Origin of the sequence: Epilithonimonas pallida, from assembly GCF_900182975.1 — a bacterium.
In the GTDB taxonomy this organism is placed as follows: Bacteria; Bacteroidota; Bacteroidia; order Flavobacteriales; family Weeksellaceae; genus Epilithonimonas; species Epilithonimonas pallida.
This window is the reverse complement of the sequence record NZ_FXUO01000005.1, coordinates 349,374-363,517: the sequence shown is the minus strand read 5'-3', so window position 1 is coordinate 363,517 and position 14,144 is coordinate 349,374. Positions and strand designations below refer to the sequence as shown.

The following is a 14,144-nucleotide window of genomic DNA, read 5'->3' as shown; positions in this document are numbered from 1 at the left end:
GAAAAATTTAAAAAGATGATAGCTTTTGTGACTTTTGTGGTTTAGAAGAAATTTTTAAAAAATGAAAAACCTTTTACTAGCTTTAATTTCAGGTGTTTTGTTAGCCATTTCCTGGCCGACATACGGGATTCCGTTTTTTATATTTTTTGCCTGGGTTCCGCTACTAATGATGGAACATAACATTACGAAGTTCAGTAATATCAAGAAGAAAAGCTTGGCGGTTTTTGGTTTTTCCTATCTTACTTTTTTGATTTGGAATTGGGTGACAACGGGTTGGCTTTACAACTCGCAATTACCTGACGGAAGCAAATCTCTTTTGGCAGTTCTATTTCCGGTTTTGACCAATTCATTTTTTATGGCATTGGTTTTCTTGGCCTACCATTTTTACAAGAAAAGTCAGGGAACATATTTCGGATTGGTGTTTTTTGTAGCAATTTGGATGTGTTTTGAAAAGCTTCATCTCATTTGGGAATTTACCTGGCCTTGGTTGAATCTCGGAAATGTCTTTTCAGAATATCATCAGTTTATCCAATGGTATGATACTTTGGGAGCAACCGGTGGAAGTTTCTGGATTTTGATTTGTAATGTTTTAGTTTTTTATACGATAAGAATTTGGGAAGCCGGAAGAATCAGAAAATCATTGATTAAAAATGTTTTGATGACGGCAGGTTTTATTATTTTGCCAATGGTAATTTCTTTGATTAAATATTATAATTATTCACCAGAAACAGTTGGCTCTATCAATGTAACAATGCTTCAACCGGCTCTTGACCCTTATACCGAGAAATACCAGAAAGACAGCTTGACAATTGAAGGTGATTTATTGAAATTAGCAGCGGAAAATTCGGTTTTACAAAGCGATAAAAAATCAAAAATCGATTTATATCTTGCACCGGAAACTTCACTTCCTGGAATTGGAGGTTTCAGCGAAAGAGGTTTTAATAATAGTTTGTTGATTAATAATATCAAAGTATTCCTTTCCCAACATTCGAAATCTGTTTTCTCTGGTGGAATTTCCAGCTATTATGTTTATAGAGAAGACGAAGAAAAACCATCAACAGCGAGTTTTCTTGACAGACAAGGCATTTGGCTCGATGAATATAATTCAGCAATACAAATTATACCGAATCAACAACCAGAAATTTACCATAAAGCAATGCTCGTTCCCGGCGTTGAGATTTTTCCTTACATCAAAGTTTTTAAGCCAATTTTAGGCGATGCAATGTTGGATTTAGGCGGAACAACGCGTTCTCTTGGAATTTCCAACGAACGAAAAGTTTTTGCCAATCCTTACAACAAATCCGTAATTGCCCCCATCATTTGTTATGAAAGCATCTATGGAGAATTCGTGACTGATTATGTCAAAAAAGGAGCAAATCTTCTGACTATTGTAACTAATGATTCCTGGTGGGGATATTCGCAAGGTCATAAGCAATTGCTGGTTTATGCAAAGCTTCGTGCGATAGAAACCAGACGCGAAATTGCAAGAGCAGCGAATAGTGGAACAAGTGCGCACATCAATTCCCGAGGCGATATTGTGGATGAATTACCTTACGGTGCAAAAGGCGCATTAACCGCAAAAGTCAATCTGATTGACAAAGAAACGTTTTATACCAAAAGTGGCGATTTCCTTTCCAGAATTTGTCTTTTTGTAATTGGTGCGTTGTTGCTTTTTATTCCGGGGAGAAAGTATTTGATGAGGAAGAAATAATAAGTTGGAGAGTTTTAGTGTGGGAGAATTTGAGTTACTTTTAAACTCTTACATCCTAAAACTCTCTGACTCTTAAACTCAAAGATTCGGTAAATACCTTTGTTTGATAATATTCAGATGATGAATGTTGTGACCAACGGTTAGTTTCCCGATGGTTTCCACTTTGATGTCATTTCCATTCACAATGCCAATCAATTGCAGGGCTTCTTCCGGAAGATTTTTAAAGAATTTGACTGACAGTTTTCTGGTTAATTTGAATTCTTTAATCAGGCTTTTCAAAGTCCGGCTGTCTGCATAAGAATTATCAGCCCAAGCTTCTTCATCAAATCCCGAAACCAAAGACTGGTCTTTTCTGGAAAATCTTAAAGCCCGGTAAGCAAAGACTTTTTCTGTATCGATGAGATGTTGCAAAAGCGTCTTCAAACTCCATTTTCCTTCTGCATAAGCAAAGTTGCTTTGTTCTTCGGAAAGCGACTCATAGATTTGTAAGGTTTCATCAGAAGCCATTTTCATTTCTTCAATCCAATGTTCCGAAGGAACTAAATCTAAATAGCGTTGTATATATTTTTCGAATTCTGTCATAGTTTAGTTGTTGGTTTTTGGTTGATAGATTCCCCATTCTGATAAACCTTGTCGGCTGAAGCTCTTGAAACCTTTCAATATTAACAAAATCAATAATCATTTATAATTTTTCATTCATTTTTTACGACTCCATTTCCCACTCATAAAAATTCACGTCATCATATTTTTTGAAACCCGCACTTGGATATAATTGATTTCCAATCCTATTTTCTTTCCCTGTCTCCAGATACATTCCGCAAGAGTTTGATGTTCTGCAAAGTTCTTTCGCCCTTTCTATCAAAGCTTTTGAAAAACCTTTTCCACGGGAATTCGAATTAACATACAGGTCGTTTAATAGCCAGTAACGTTTCATTCTTGTTGATGAAAAAAGCGGATACAATTGCGTGAATCCCACCAATTTTCCTTCATCTTCAGCTACGAAAATCTCTGAATCTTTTTTCTCCAGTCTTTCGGCTAAAAATTGTTGAGCGCCTGACAAATCAGACGTTTTATGATAGAACATTCTATATTCATCAAACAATTGTGAAAGCTGAACCAAATCGTCCTGAGTCGCTTTTCTGATATTATTCTTCATCTTCGTATTGCTCCAGATAATAAGTAAATGTAAACCCTTCAACCTCATCTTCTGCATCCTCCAAAGTCGTGAGCAAGTCTTCAAATAATTCCAATTGGTCAACGCTCATATTCACAAATTCGAGATGAAGCGGCATTTCCAGTTCTCCCGAAATGACATCAGCAAGCGCATCCAGATTATCTCCGAAATGTTCCGGCAATTCTAATTTTGATTTCAGTTGTTCGTAAAAATCTTCGTAATCGCCAATGTTGACGAAATCTATATATATTTCTTTCATTCTAAGTTGATAGTTGTTGGTTGATAGTTGATGATTGTCAGGCTGAGACTCTCGAAGCCTTCCCTATTTTTATTGTTTCTCAAACGATTGATAATGATTTTTCGTGAGCCAAACATCGCCATTTTTAGTAAAGACAATTCGGTCTGCTCCGCGGTTTCCGCAATCGTAATTAACATCTGCTTCGTAGTATTGTTCACCTTTCGGCAATTGTTTTTCACGATTACTGAATTGATCGCCTCCAATTGCCTTTCCCGGTAAAACGTCACAAAGATTACCTTTGGACGGATTCCAGCCTTGGCTTTTTGCTTCAGATTTTGTGATGTAAAAATCGGGTAATTTGTGATTGGATTTTACGTAAGCAATCACTTTGTCATCGTCTGTTAATTCTTCTATCGAATTATCGTTGGACTGATTTTGATATTTTTTTTCAGGTTTTTTAGGCGAATCAGAATCTTCTTTTCCTGATTCATTATAATTATCTATATGCGTAGTTTCCTGAGCATATTGATTCCTCTTCTCAATTTTATAATTTGAAATCAGATACATTGTCAATATTCCGGCAAATGCTCCGATGAGAAAGAAAAACAGGGTTTTCAGTTTTGGATTCATTGTGAAAAATTTCTATGCTAAAATAATGAAAACCTCGATTCTTAAAGAAGAAAAAACAAATTTTAAAAAAAAATTGTGCTTAACCTAATTTTTCTATATTTGGGCACAAAGATAAAAATATGGAAACCCAAACTATGGACAACTTAAAAATGATAGCTGAAACGGCCAAAGATTTCGCTGAAAAAAATATTCGCCCCAACATTATGGATTGGGATGAGAGCCAGACTTTTCCAGTAGAATTGTTTCATCAATTGGGAGAATTGGGCTTCATGGGAATTGTAATTCCCGAAGAATATGGCGGTTCTGGTCTTGGTTATCAGGAATATGTGACCATTTTGGACGAGATTTCTCAGGTTGATCCTTCTATCGGATTATCCGTTGCAGCGCACAATTCACTTTGCACCAATCACATTTATGAATTCGGGAATGAAGAGCAGAGAAAAAAATGGCTTCCTAAACTAGCTTCTGGAAAAGTAATCGGTGCTTGGGGATTGACAGAACACAACACAGGTTCTGACTCTGGCGGAATGTCCACCACAGCTGTAAAAGACGGAGATGATTGGATTATCAACGGTGCAAAAAACTTTATCACACACGCTATTTCCGGAGACATTGCCGTTGTAATGACAAGAACTGGAGAAAAAGGTGCAAAAAATAATTCCACCGCTTTTGTTTTGGAAAAAGGAATGGCAGGTTTCACTTCCGGGAAAAAAGAAAACAAACTAGGAATGCGTGCTTCTGAAACTGCTGAATTGATTTTCGATAATGTTCGCGTTCCGGACTCTCACAGATTGGGCGAAGTTGGAAGTGGTTTCAAACAGGCAATGAAGATTTTGGATGGCGGTCGTATTTCTATCGCAGCTTTGAGTTTGGGAATTGCGAGAGGCGCATACAAAGCAGCTCTTAAATACGCTCAGGAAAGACATCAGTTCGGAAAATCGATTTCAAGTTTTCAGGCGGTTAACTTTATGTTAGCTGATATGGCAACAGAAATTGATGCTTCAGAATTACTAATCAGAAGAGCATCTGACCTGAAAAACGCCAAACAAAAAATGACACGCGAAGGCGCAATGGCAAAATTGTATGCTTCTGAAGCTTGCGTTAGGATTTCTAATAATGCGGTTCAAATCTTCGGTGGTTATGGTTACACGAAAGATTTCCCGGTTGAAAAATTCTACAGAGATTCTAAATTGTGTACGATTGGCGAAGGAACTTCTGAAATCCAAAGATTGGTTATTGGAAGAGATATTACAAGTTAATTATAAACCTTAATTTTAAAATAAATACAAATGATTAAACAAGCACTATTAGGTGAGTTTCTGCACGAAGCAGAAAGCACAAGAAAACTTTTGAAAGCAATTCCGGACAGCGCTTTAGACTGGAAACCGTCTGAAAAGAATTGGACGACCGCAGAATTGGCTTCTCATATTGCCGAAGTCTATAATTGGTACGAAGTCACCTTCAATCAGGACGTTTTTGATATGGGAACATACCAATACGACAAAGGCGACATATCCAAATCTGGAAATATTGTTGCCAAATTTGAAGAGAACTTTAAATTAGCCCAAAAAGCGATTGAAAATTCCAACGAAGCAGCTTATATGAATGAATGGAAAATGCAGGCTGGAGGAAAAGATATTTTTCCACCAATGCCAAAAATTCAGGTCATAAGAGGTTTCCTTTACAACCATCTTTATCATCACAGAGGTGAGCTGATTGTTTATCTGAGAGCAACCGGAAACAATGTTCCCGGATTATATGGTCCAACTGCGGATGATAAGTTTTAAAGATTTGAATCCTGATATTATTTCATACAATCAAAATTTTGAATCTGAAGATAAAAAGATTGCAGATATACTTTCCGAAGAAATCTTCAAACATCTTCCAGAAGCAGAGAATAAAATCTGGCACGCTCATCCTGTTTGGTTTCTCGATGAAAATCCAATTGTTGGTTACAGCAAACAAAAGAAAGGAATTCGATTGATGTTTTGGAGTGGAAAAGATTTTGATGAAGAAAAGCTCAGTGTAGAAGGCAAAAAATTTCAGGATGCTTCTATTTTTTATAATGATTGGAATGAAATTAATAAAGAAGATTTAAAACGCTGGTTGGAAAAATCCAGAAAAATACAATGGGATTATAAAAATATTGTAAAACGAAAAGGTATGTTGGAACGATTGAAGTAATAAACATCAACTCAAAAACATTTTAATTTTATTAAATGCTGTCTCCTTGGACAGCATTTTTTATATTTGTTAAAATTTTAGAAAATAATGGATAAATTAGATAGCCTGAATCAGGTAGCCGAATTTCACAAAACCTTCAACGCCCCAATTCTTGACACGCCGCAGATTCCTTCAAAAGAACGTGCAGATTTGAGAGTCAGTCTTTTGCAGGAGGAATTGGACGAGCTGAAAAAAGCCATCGAAGACAATGATTTGGTAGAAGTGGCTGATGCACTTTGTGATTTGCAGTATGTTTTGAGCGGTGCTGTTTTGGAGTTTGGTTTGGGAGAAAAATTTGTGGAATTGTTTAATGAAGTTCAGCGTTCTAATATGTCCAAAGCTTGTGATAATGAAATTCAGGCTCAGGAAACTGTAGAATTTTATAAAGCCAAAGGCACCGATGCTTATTACGAAAAGTCCGGCGACAAATACAATGTTCACAGAGTTGCTGACAACAAAGTTCTTAAGAACAAATATTACTCTGCGGCGGACATCGCTTCTTTATTAAAATAAAAAACTCAGGATGAAAAAAATTTCGATTTTATTAGGAATCATCGCATTGACGACTATTAACTCCTGTGCAGAAAGAGTCATTGTGAACCGAGAAGTAGAATCCAAAAACGACGGAAAAATGTTGCTCGGAACGCAGACGCTTGACCAGTTTAGAAAAGAGCCGTTCAAAACCTGGTTTGATGAGGAATATAACCGTTATCAGATTGACCAAACGGGCTTAGCAGAATTAAAAAAAGAAAAACTCAATTCTTACAGTCTGGTAGTTTTTGTTGGAAGCTGGTGCGAAGACAGCCACAGAGAATTCCCAAGATTGATTAAGATTTTGGACGCATTGAAATACAATACCGGCAAAATGCAGATCATCGCCGTTAACCGGAAAAAAGAATCGCCATCAGGAGAAGAAGGACTTTATAATATTACCCGAGTTCCAACTATTATTGTAAAAAAATACGGCAAAGAAATCGGTAGAGTCACAGAAATGCCGGAAACAGGCTATTTGGAAAGAGATTTGCTAAACATTCTAAAAAAAGACAATTTGAGTTTGTTTAAATAATAATTTGGGCAGCTTTATCCGCCTTCCACTCCCGCTACCTCGCCAAAGGCGGGTGAGCTCCGTTCAAGTCGGGCTGCAACAATTCAACGTTTTAAACATTGCTGATAAATTCTAAATCAATGAATAAATATACAGGTTTACTTTCCTTTATTTTTGGGATTATTCTCACGGTTTTTGTTTTCTTGTCGTGGAGAAGCTGCAACAAAAAAGACGAAGCAGCTTTGGTCAATCAGGATTATTATCTGATTACGAATCAAATCCAGAAAATGAACAAAATGGTCGTTCTAGAGCAGGATTTTTCTAGTTTTCAAACACATAAAAGTTCAGCAGCAAGTATCGCAGGATTCGATATTTTACCAAGAGAAATGGTTCTTTATACGACTGCAAAAGCTCAGGTTTCCTACGATTTGAAAAAAATGAAAATCGATGTGGACACGGTCAACAAAAAGGTTATTATTGATGAGCTGCCGCAGCCGGAAATTAAGATTTTCCCGGATGTGAAAATTCATTTTATGGATGATTATGCGGTTAATAGATTCAAGCAAAGCGATATCAACGGCATTATGGAGTCTGCCAAGAAAAATATGGCGAAAAGCGTGAATCAAGAACAACTGAAACAGGAAAGCAAAAAACAACTGAAAGAAAATCTTAACGAAATTTTTGTTTTGGCAAAAGCCTTGCATTATTCGATAGAAGACAAAACAAACACGTTCTCTTCTAAAGAATTATAAAAAATTACCGTTATGAATCCTGATAAAAAGACTGAAAACAACAATTCTGCCGAGAACAAAAAGCAGAATGAAGATTTCAAAAATATCCCTGCTGCATCTGACAAAAAAAATCCACCTGACATCGACAAAAATGATGTGGATAAAAGTTCGAAAATTAATAAGGACGGAAAAACAGACAACACCGATGAATAACAAGATTCGGAAAAAACGCAAGTAATCCTTTCAAAATTTGAAAGGATTTTCTTTTTTGTTTAAGAAATAAAGCTTACATTTAATACTGAAAATCAAAAGTTTACTAATTATGGTTTTCACTGTGTTTTAAAGTTCTGTTTCACCAAAAATCATCAGTTATGTCTTATCTTGTCATAGGACTTTTCCCAAATCAGGTGGAAGTTGACAAAGTCCTCTCAAAATTAGAAAGCGCAGGTTACTACGATTATAGTATTTCTCATTCCGAAAAAGAAATCCTTAATGACGTAGATATAGAAAAGAAAAACGGCTTCTGGAATTGGTTATTTGATGACAATCATCTTGACAGAGCCCGTTTCGAATATGCAAGTATCGACCACAACACGATAACCGTTCATCTGAAAACGGAACAGGACGCCCACATCGTAAGAGATATTCTTGACAACAATGGCGCAGTGAATGTTGAAGAAAAAACTCAGGATTATATGACTGAAAATTACTTTGTTTTTCCTAAGGAATATGTGATTTCTGAAAGTAAAAATGCAAAAATCATCGCCAAGGCAAAAAACAATCTGTTTTTCACCAACAATAGAAGGCATCATCTGCACGAAAACTGGATTGCCGAAGAACCCGACGGATTGGGTTTTAAAATTAATTAAACTATTATTCCAAACTAACGGTTTTTTAAAATTTGTATAGCCTTCTAATTTTTGGAAGGCTTTTTCATATAGAAATCAGGGTTTTAACCCAAGACATTTTTAGGTTTAATTATTAAAAATTTGTTAAAATCTATTCAATCTACTTTTCTGCCACAATTTTTGTTTGGTTTAGACAAATATGTTTAACACCAAAAAATATTATTATGTCTTACACTGTTTTTGGACTATTCCCCAATGAAAAGGAATGCAATGAGGTCCTTACCAAATTAGAAAATGCGGGATTTTATGATTATACGATCTCTCATACAGAAAAAGAAGCACTGGAAAGTGTGGATAACAAGAAGAAAGGATTTTGGCATTGGCTTTTTGACAACAGCACTTTGGAACAAGACCGTTACGAATACGCTAGCGTTGATAGTGACACCGTAACGGTTTATGTTGACAACGAAGATGATGCAAACGCTGTGAAAAACATTTTGGATGAAAACGGCGCCATCGACATCGAAGAAAAAACCAGAGATTATATCTCGGGGAAGTACGCAGACACCCACCACGAATATCCGATCTCCGAAAGCAAAAGAGCAAGAATTATCGCTAAGGCTAAAAATGATCTATACTTCACAGACGAGAGACAGGCGGCTTACGCTCCGGAAAAAGGGATGTCTGACGAGATGGATTCGCAAGGTAAAAAAGATTAAAAACCATACATCCTGATATATAACTTTACATAGTGATAAGGACTGAGATTTTTCAGTCCTTATTTTTTGTAATTAATTAACTTAAATGCAAAATTATCTCGTGTCCTATTTCCTGAAATTTCGTAAATTTGCAAACATTATTTTTAAACCATTATGCTAAAAATTACACTTCCTGATGGCAGCATCAGAGAATATGAAGGAGCAGTTACTCCACTACAAGTTGCGCAAAGTATAAGTGACGGTTTGGCAAGAAACACGATTTCTGCTATCGTAAACGGACAACAGACAGAAGTAGAAACCACGATAACGGAGGATTCTACAGTGCAGCTTTTGACGTGGAATGACGATATGGGAAAAAAAGCATTCTGGCATTCATCCGCTCACTTATTGGCTCAGGCAATTATGGAGTTTTATCCTAACGCCAAGTTGACAATCGGGCCTGCAATCGCTAACGGATTCTATTATGATGTGGATTTCGGAGGAGAGCCTTTGTCTGAAAAAGACTTTGAGAAATTAGAAAAGAAAATCTTAGAAAACGCTAAGAAAAATTCTACTTTCAACCTGCGTGAAGTTTCTAAAGCAGAAGCTTTGAAGGAATATGCAAACAATCCTTTCAAAACTGAATTGATTGAAAATCTGCCTGATGGCGAAATCACTTTCGTAACGCACGACAACTTCACAGACCTTTGTAGAGGTGGTCACATACCATCAACAGGAATTGTGAAAGCTGTGAAGATTCTTAATGCAGCCGGAGCTTACTGGAGAGGCGATGAGAAAAATCCCCAGTTGACAAGGGTTTACGGGATTTCTTTCCCTAAACAAAAAGAATTAGCTGAATATCTCGAAAAACTTGAGGAAGCTAAAAGAAGAGATCACAGAAAGCTTGGTAAAGAATTAGGCATTTTTGCATTTTCTGAAAAAGTAGGTGCAGGTCTTCCACTTTGGTTACCAAAAGGAGCAGCATTGAGAAAAAAATTAGAAAATTTCTTATCAGAGGCTCAGAAAAAACAAGGTTACGAATTCGTAATTTCTCCACATATAGGAGCTAAAGAATTGTATGTAACTTCGGGACACTGGGACAAATATGGAGCAGACAGCTTCCAGCCAATTAAAACTCCAAACGAAGGAGAAGAGTTTTTGTTGAAACCAATGAACTGTCCTCACCACTGTGAGATTTACAAAGCACAACAATGGTCTTACAAAGACTTACCAAAACGTTATGCAGAATTCGGAACTGTTTACAGGTATGAGCAATCCGGAGAATTACACGGCTTGACAAGAGTTCGTGGATTTACCCAGGATGATGCCCACCTTTTTTGTACGCCAGACCAATTGTTACAGGAATTTGAAAAGGTAATTGACCTTGTGTTATATGTTTTTGGATCACTTGGATTTGCTGATTTTACAGCACAAATTTCATTGAGAGATCCTGACAACAGAGAAAAATATATCGGTTCCGATGAAAATTGGGAAAAAGCAGAAAATGCCATTGTTACAGCAGCTAAAGCTAAAGGTCTTAAAACTGTAACTGAATATGGCGAAGCCGCTTTCTACGGTCCTAAGTTAGACTTTATGGTGAAAGATGCCCTAGGAAGAAGCTGGCAGCTGGGAACAATCCAGGTTGATTACAATTTACCGGAGAGATTTGATCTTTGGTATAATGGCAACGATAACGAAAAACATAGACCCGTGATGATCCACAGAGCGCCATTCGGTTCTATGGAGCGTTTCATTGCGATTCTAATTGAAAACACTGCAGGAGATTTTCCTCTTTGGCTGAGTCCTGAGCAATTCACAATCTTGCCTATTAGTGAAAAATATGCAGATTATGCAAAAAAAGTTTCACAATTATTAGAAAATCACGATATTTGCGGCTTAATAGACGACAGAAACGAGAAAACAGGCAAGAAAATTCGTGATGCCGAATTGAAAAAGCTACCATTTATGCTAATTGTAGGTGAGAACGAGGAAAGTAATGGTACAATTTCTGTTAGAAGAAGAGGCGAAGGTGACCTAGGAGAAATGAGCGTTGATGCGTTTATAACATACTTTAAACAACAGGCAAAACCAGATTTTGAATTAGGTGGAAACCAATAGAACCTTAGAACAAATATTAATTTTAAAATTTTAAAACCATAGCACTAAAAAGAAACAACAGCCGAGGTCCGATGAGACGCCCAGTCCAGGAAGACCTTCATCAAATCAATGATAAAATCCGAGCAAAAGAAGTACGTTTGGTTGGAGAAAACGTTGAACCCGGAGTTTACCCGTTGGCAAAAGCTTTAGAAATAGCAAGAGATCAGGAACTGGACCTTGTGGTTATTTCCGATAAGGCAGAACCTTATATCTCCCGTATCCTGGATTATAAAAAATTCTTGTACGAGCAAAAGAAAAAGCAGAAGGAATTAAAAGCCAAGCAAGTAAAAGTAGTTGTAAAAGAAATCAGATTTGGACCTCAAACTGATGATCACGATTACGAATTCAAGAAAAAGCATGCTGAAAAATTCCTGGAAGAAGGTTCTAAACTGAAGACTTATGTATTTTTCAAAGGACGTTCTATCATCTTCAAAGATCAGGGAGAAATTCTTCTTTTGAAGTTAGCTCAAGATCTGGAACACGTTGGAAAAGTTGACCAGCTTCCTAAGCTTGAAGGAAAAAGGATGATTATGATGATGAGTCCAAAAAAGCCGGCAAAATAAGATTACAGAATATCTTTATTCAATATATTAACCTCGAATTTAAATTTGAGGTTTTTGTTTTTTTACTTTGAACATTTTTTAGTAATTTTGCAAACTATTATTCCTAATTATCCTTAGGAAGTAAAAAGTGAATATTGATAACAAATTATAAAAAGCAGAACAATGCCAAAATTAAAAACGAAATCAGGTGCTAAAAAGCGTTTTGCTCTTACCGGAACTGGTAAGATCAAAAGAAAGAATGCTTTCAAAAGCCACATCTTGACAAAGAAAGAAACTAAGCAGAAGAGAAATCTGACGCAAACTTCTTATGTTGCTAATGTGGACACAAAAAGTGTTTTGAGACAATTAGCAATTAAGTAGTTTTTATAAATCTATATTCGGTTTATAAGAATTCGAACAAATTCAACAATTTAACCCTGAAATGGAGCCACTAAGAGTAATGAAACAGTTACCGCACATTTCAAAAAAACAATTAACATTATGCCAAGATCAGTAAATGCTGTAGCGTCCAGAGCGCGCAGAAAAAAAGTTTTAAAGCAGGCTAAAGGTTTTTTCGGTAGAAGAAAAAATGTTTGGACTGTAGCTAAAAATGCGGTTGAAAAAGCAATGCAATATGCTTACCGCGGAAGAAAAGAGAAGAAAAGAAACTTCAGAAGCCTTTGGGTAACGCGTATCAACGCGGGTGCCAGAGAGCACGGGATGTCTTACTCTCAGTTTATGGGGGCTCTTAAGAAAAACAACATCGAGCTTAACAGAAAAGTTCTTGCAGACCTTGCAATGAACCACCCTGAAGCTTTCAAAGCTGTTGTAGATCAAGTAAAATAATTACAAATCTTTGTTATCAATATAAAATCCTGAGAAATATCTCAGGATTTTTTTATTTTTGCCAAAATTCTTATAATATGATCAAAAGATCTACAATAATCTTTACACTTTTTATACTCACTTCTATTTTAAGAGCCCAGACTTTTATCCAAGCTTATCAAGACAGAGCTAATAAAGTTTCTCAAACCAACATTAATTCTTATTTACAAGAATTTGAAGCTCTAGGTGTCAAAAGAACCGGAACCACACAAAATACCAATGCTTTTAACTGGATAAAAAATAAATATATTTCTTTAGGTTATACAACCGCAGATTTTTTTGAACATTCCTGGACTGCAAATGGTTATTCTTCTAAAAATCTTATTGTTACAAAAACAGGAACACTTTATCCTAATAAATTTGTAATTGTCTGCGGACATTTTGATTCGATTAATGGTCCCGGAACCAATGACAATGGAAGCGGAACATCCATAATTCTGGAAATAGCCAGAATTCTAAAAGATGTTCCAACTGAATATTCGATCAAATTCATCCATTTTTCCGGAGAAGAACAAGGACTTTTGGGAAGCTCAAGATATGTTTCCCAAATCGTAAATGGAACTAGTCCGAAAATGGACATCAAAGTAGTAGTCAATCTGGATCAGGTTGGCGGACTGGCAACAAAAGCCAATACCAAACTGTATCATGACAAAGATCAAAGCAATCCGTCAAGCAATAATGCAGCGGCTGCCATTGTGGTTCAGGAATTAGCTAACTGTACTTTATTATATTCTCCGTTAGCGGTAGATTTTGACCCGGCAGAAAGCACAGATTATGTTCCTTTCCAGCAAAATGGAGAAATCATTACTGGATATTGGGAATATGAGGGCGGTTATAACAATCCTTATGTTCATACAGCCAATGATTTGTATGTCAATATGGATCCTGTTTATGTTTTGAATGTTGGTAAATCAGCTGTGGGTTCAATACAACATTTTTCTGTTGCTTCTAAAAGTATCCTAGCTGTCGAGAATGCTTCTGCTTCAAAGATTTTGGAAGCAGTACAATTTTACCCCAATCCTGCAAAAAACATATTGAATTTGAAAATCGATAACTCAATCAAGAGTTTTACATTCGAAATCACTGATATGAATGGAAATCAAATTTTATTTAATACGGAAAACAATCATCAGATTGATATTTCACACCTCCAACCGGGCGTTTACCTTGGAACTGTAACTGCAGATAAGGATAAAGTCACGAAAAAAATTATTATTGAATAATTAAAATTATCTTTTAAATATTAATCCCGAGAAATATCT

General features: G+C 36.2%; 19 protein-coding genes. 15 read left to right on the top strand and 4 right to left on the bottom strand.

The genetic code is table 11. From position 1 onward, the window contains the following. Positions 1-61 precede the first annotated feature (61 nt). Positions 62-1,711, top strand: coding sequence for an apolipoprotein N-acyltransferase (lnt, locus tag QOL71_RS12125; protein ID WP_283417167.1), 1,650 nt, complete (start codon positions 62-64; stop codon positions 1,709-1,711). 78 nt (positions 1,712-1,789) lie between these two features. Here lnt and QOL71_RS12120 read toward each other — a convergent pair whose 3' ends face one another. From QOL71_RS12120 to QOL71_RS12105, 4 genes are all read right to left on the bottom strand, one after another. Continuing rightward, complete coding sequence (locus tag QOL71_RS12120; protein WP_283417166.1) at positions 1,790-2,293, bottom strand: DinB family protein; 504 nt, start codon at positions 2,291-2,293, stop codon at positions 1,790-1,792. 121 nt (positions 2,294-2,414) lie between these two features. Next, positions 2,415-2,867, bottom strand: coding sequence for a GNAT family N-acetyltransferase (locus tag QOL71_RS12115; RefSeq protein ID WP_283417165.1), 453 nt, complete (start codon positions 2,865-2,867; stop codon positions 2,415-2,417). Next, positions 2,857-3,144 carry a barstar family protein gene (locus tag QOL71_RS12110; RefSeq protein WP_283417164.1) on the bottom strand — a complete coding sequence of 96 codons (288 nt, stop codon included), beginning with the start codon at positions 3,142-3,144 and terminating at the stop codon, positions 2,857-2,859. Before QOL71_RS12110 ends, QOL71_RS12115 begins: the two co-directional genes overlap by 11 nt. 69 nt (positions 3,145-3,213) lie before the next feature. Further along, entirely contained in the window at positions 3,214-3,753 is a 540-nt protein-coding gene (locus tag QOL71_RS12105) for a ribonuclease domain-containing protein (RefSeq protein ID WP_283417163.1), read from the bottom strand. A gap of 119 nt (positions 3,754-3,872) precedes the next feature. Here QOL71_RS12105 and QOL71_RS12100 point away from each other — a divergent pair, with 119 nt between their 5' ends. The 14 genes from QOL71_RS12100 (at position 3,873) to QOL71_RS12035 (ending at position 14,105) form a co-directional block, all read left to right on the top strand. Then, positions 3,873-5,012, top strand: a complete 1,140-nt coding sequence (locus QOL71_RS12100) for an acyl-CoA dehydrogenase family protein (RefSeq protein WP_283417162.1) — start codon at positions 3,873-3,875, stop codon at positions 5,010-5,012. A gap of 30 nt (positions 5,013-5,042) precedes the next feature. Next, complete coding sequence (locus tag QOL71_RS12095; RefSeq protein WP_283417161.1) at positions 5,043-5,540, top strand: DinB family protein; 498 nt, start codon at positions 5,043-5,045, stop codon at positions 5,538-5,540. Next, entirely contained in the window at positions 5,527-5,937 is a 411-nt protein-coding gene (locus QOL71_RS12090) for a DUF1801 domain-containing protein (RefSeq protein ID WP_283417160.1), read from the top strand. The genes QOL71_RS12095 and QOL71_RS12090 overlap by 14 nt, the downstream gene beginning before the upstream one ends. A gap of 87 nt (positions 5,938-6,024) precedes the next feature. Next, complete coding sequence (locus QOL71_RS12085; protein WP_283417159.1) at positions 6,025-6,489, top strand: nucleoside triphosphate pyrophosphohydrolase family protein; 465 nt, start codon at positions 6,025-6,027, stop codon at positions 6,487-6,489. Between the two features lie 10 nt (positions 6,490-6,499). Then, positions 6,500-7,042, top strand: a complete 543-nt coding sequence (locus QOL71_RS12080; RefSeq protein ID WP_283417158.1) for a TlpA family protein disulfide reductase — start codon at positions 6,500-6,502, stop codon at positions 7,040-7,042. Between the two features lie 119 nt (positions 7,043-7,161). Beyond that, positions 7,162-7,773, top strand: coding sequence for a DUF4230 domain-containing protein (locus QOL71_RS12075; RefSeq protein WP_283417157.1), 612 nt, complete (start codon positions 7,162-7,164; stop codon positions 7,771-7,773). A gap of 12 nt (positions 7,774-7,785) precedes the next feature. After that, complete coding sequence (locus QOL71_RS12070; RefSeq protein WP_283417156.1) at positions 7,786-7,965, top strand: hypothetical protein; 180 nt, start codon at positions 7,786-7,788, stop codon at positions 7,963-7,965. A gap of 158 nt (positions 7,966-8,123) precedes the next feature. Further along, positions 8,124-8,621: a hypothetical protein gene (locus QOL71_RS12065; RefSeq protein WP_283417155.1), complete on the top strand. Its 498-nt coding sequence runs from the start codon at positions 8,124-8,126 to the stop codon at positions 8,619-8,621. Positions 8,622-8,824: 203 nt separating this feature from the next. Beyond that, positions 8,825-9,319, top strand: a complete 495-nt coding sequence (locus QOL71_RS12060) for a hypothetical protein (protein WP_283417154.1) — start codon at positions 8,825-8,827, stop codon at positions 9,317-9,319. Positions 9,320-9,472: 153 nt separating this feature from the next. Continuing rightward, complete coding sequence (gene thrS, locus QOL71_RS12055; protein ID WP_283417153.1) at positions 9,473-11,416, top strand: threonine--tRNA ligase; 1,944 nt, start codon at positions 9,473-9,475, stop codon at positions 11,414-11,416. Positions 11,417-11,487: 71 nt separating this feature from the next. After that, a complete protein-coding gene (gene infC, locus QOL71_RS12050) occupies positions 11,488-12,018 on the top strand; it encodes a translation initiation factor IF-3 (protein ID WP_120212689.1) in 531 nt (176 codons plus the stop codon). 162 nt (positions 12,019-12,180) lie between these two features. Beyond that, positions 12,181-12,378: a 50S ribosomal protein L35 gene (rpmI, locus tag QOL71_RS12045; RefSeq protein ID WP_283417152.1), complete on the top strand. Its 198-nt coding sequence runs from the start codon at positions 12,181-12,183 to the stop codon at positions 12,376-12,378. Positions 12,379-12,498: 120 nt separating this feature from the next. After that, positions 12,499-12,843: a 50S ribosomal protein L20 gene (gene rplT, locus QOL71_RS12040; RefSeq protein ID WP_283417151.1), complete on the top strand. Its 345-nt coding sequence runs from the start codon at positions 12,499-12,501 to the stop codon at positions 12,841-12,843. A gap of 77 nt (positions 12,844-12,920) precedes the next feature. Beyond that, complete coding sequence (locus tag QOL71_RS12035) at positions 12,921-14,105, top strand: M28 family peptidase (protein WP_283417150.1); 1,185 nt, start codon at positions 12,921-12,923, stop codon at positions 14,103-14,105. Positions 14,106-14,144: the final 39 nt, after the last annotated feature.

What these genes read in the sequence shown, in the direction of transcription:
- lnt (WP_283417167.1), top strand. Translation starts at nt 62, where the DNA reads ATGAAAAACCTTTTACTAGCTTTAATTTCAGGTGTTTTGTTAGCCATT.
- QOL71_RS12120 (WP_283417166.1), bottom strand. Translation starts at nt 2,293, where the DNA reads ATGACAGAATTCGAAAAATATATACAACGCTATTTAGATTTAGTTCCT.
- QOL71_RS12115 (WP_283417165.1), bottom strand. Translation starts at nt 2,867, where the DNA reads ATGAAGAATAATATCAGAAAAGCGACTCAGGACGATTTGGTTCAGCTT.
- QOL71_RS12110 (WP_283417164.1), bottom strand. Translation starts at nt 3,144, where the DNA reads ATGAAAGAAATATATATAGATTTCGTCAACATTGGCGATTACGAAGAT.
- QOL71_RS12105 (WP_283417163.1), bottom strand. Translation starts at nt 3,753, where the DNA reads ATGAATCCAAAACTGAAAACCCTGTTTTTCTTTCTCATCGGAGCATTT.
- QOL71_RS12100 (WP_283417162.1), top strand. Translation starts at nt 3,873, where the DNA reads ATGGAAACCCAAACTATGGACAACTTAAAAATGATAGCTGAAACGGCC.
- QOL71_RS12095 (WP_283417161.1), top strand. Translation starts at nt 5,043, where the DNA reads ATGATTAAACAAGCACTATTAGGTGAGTTTCTGCACGAAGCAGAAAGC.
- QOL71_RS12090 (WP_283417160.1), top strand. Translation starts at nt 5,527, where the DNA reads ATGATAAGTTTTAAAGATTTGAATCCTGATATTATTTCATACAATCAA.
- QOL71_RS12085 (WP_283417159.1), top strand. Translation starts at nt 6,025, where the DNA reads ATGGATAAATTAGATAGCCTGAATCAGGTAGCCGAATTTCACAAAACC.
- QOL71_RS12080 (WP_283417158.1), top strand. Translation starts at nt 6,500, where the DNA reads ATGAAAAAAATTTCGATTTTATTAGGAATCATCGCATTGACGACTATT.
- QOL71_RS12075 (WP_283417157.1), top strand. Translation starts at nt 7,162, where the DNA reads ATGAATAAATATACAGGTTTACTTTCCTTTATTTTTGGGATTATTCTC.
- QOL71_RS12070 (WP_283417156.1), top strand. Translation starts at nt 7,786, where the DNA reads ATGAATCCTGATAAAAAGACTGAAAACAACAATTCTGCCGAGAACAAA.
- QOL71_RS12065 (WP_283417155.1), top strand. Translation starts at nt 8,124, where the DNA reads ATGTCTTATCTTGTCATAGGACTTTTCCCAAATCAGGTGGAAGTTGAC.
- QOL71_RS12060 (WP_283417154.1), top strand. Translation starts at nt 8,825, where the DNA reads ATGTCTTACACTGTTTTTGGACTATTCCCCAATGAAAAGGAATGCAAT.
- thrS (WP_283417153.1), top strand. Translation starts at nt 9,473, where the DNA reads ATGCTAAAAATTACACTTCCTGATGGCAGCATCAGAGAATATGAAGGA.
- infC (WP_120212689.1), top strand. Translation starts at nt 11,488, where the DNA reads ATGAGACGCCCAGTCCAGGAAGACCTTCATCAAATCAATGATAAAATC.
- rpmI (WP_283417152.1), top strand. Translation starts at nt 12,181, where the DNA reads ATGCCAAAATTAAAAACGAAATCAGGTGCTAAAAAGCGTTTTGCTCTT.
- rplT (WP_283417151.1), top strand. Translation starts at nt 12,499, where the DNA reads ATGCCAAGATCAGTAAATGCTGTAGCGTCCAGAGCGCGCAGAAAAAAA.
- QOL71_RS12035 (WP_283417150.1), top strand. Translation starts at nt 12,921, where the DNA reads ATGATCAAAAGATCTACAATAATCTTTACACTTTTTATACTCACTTCT.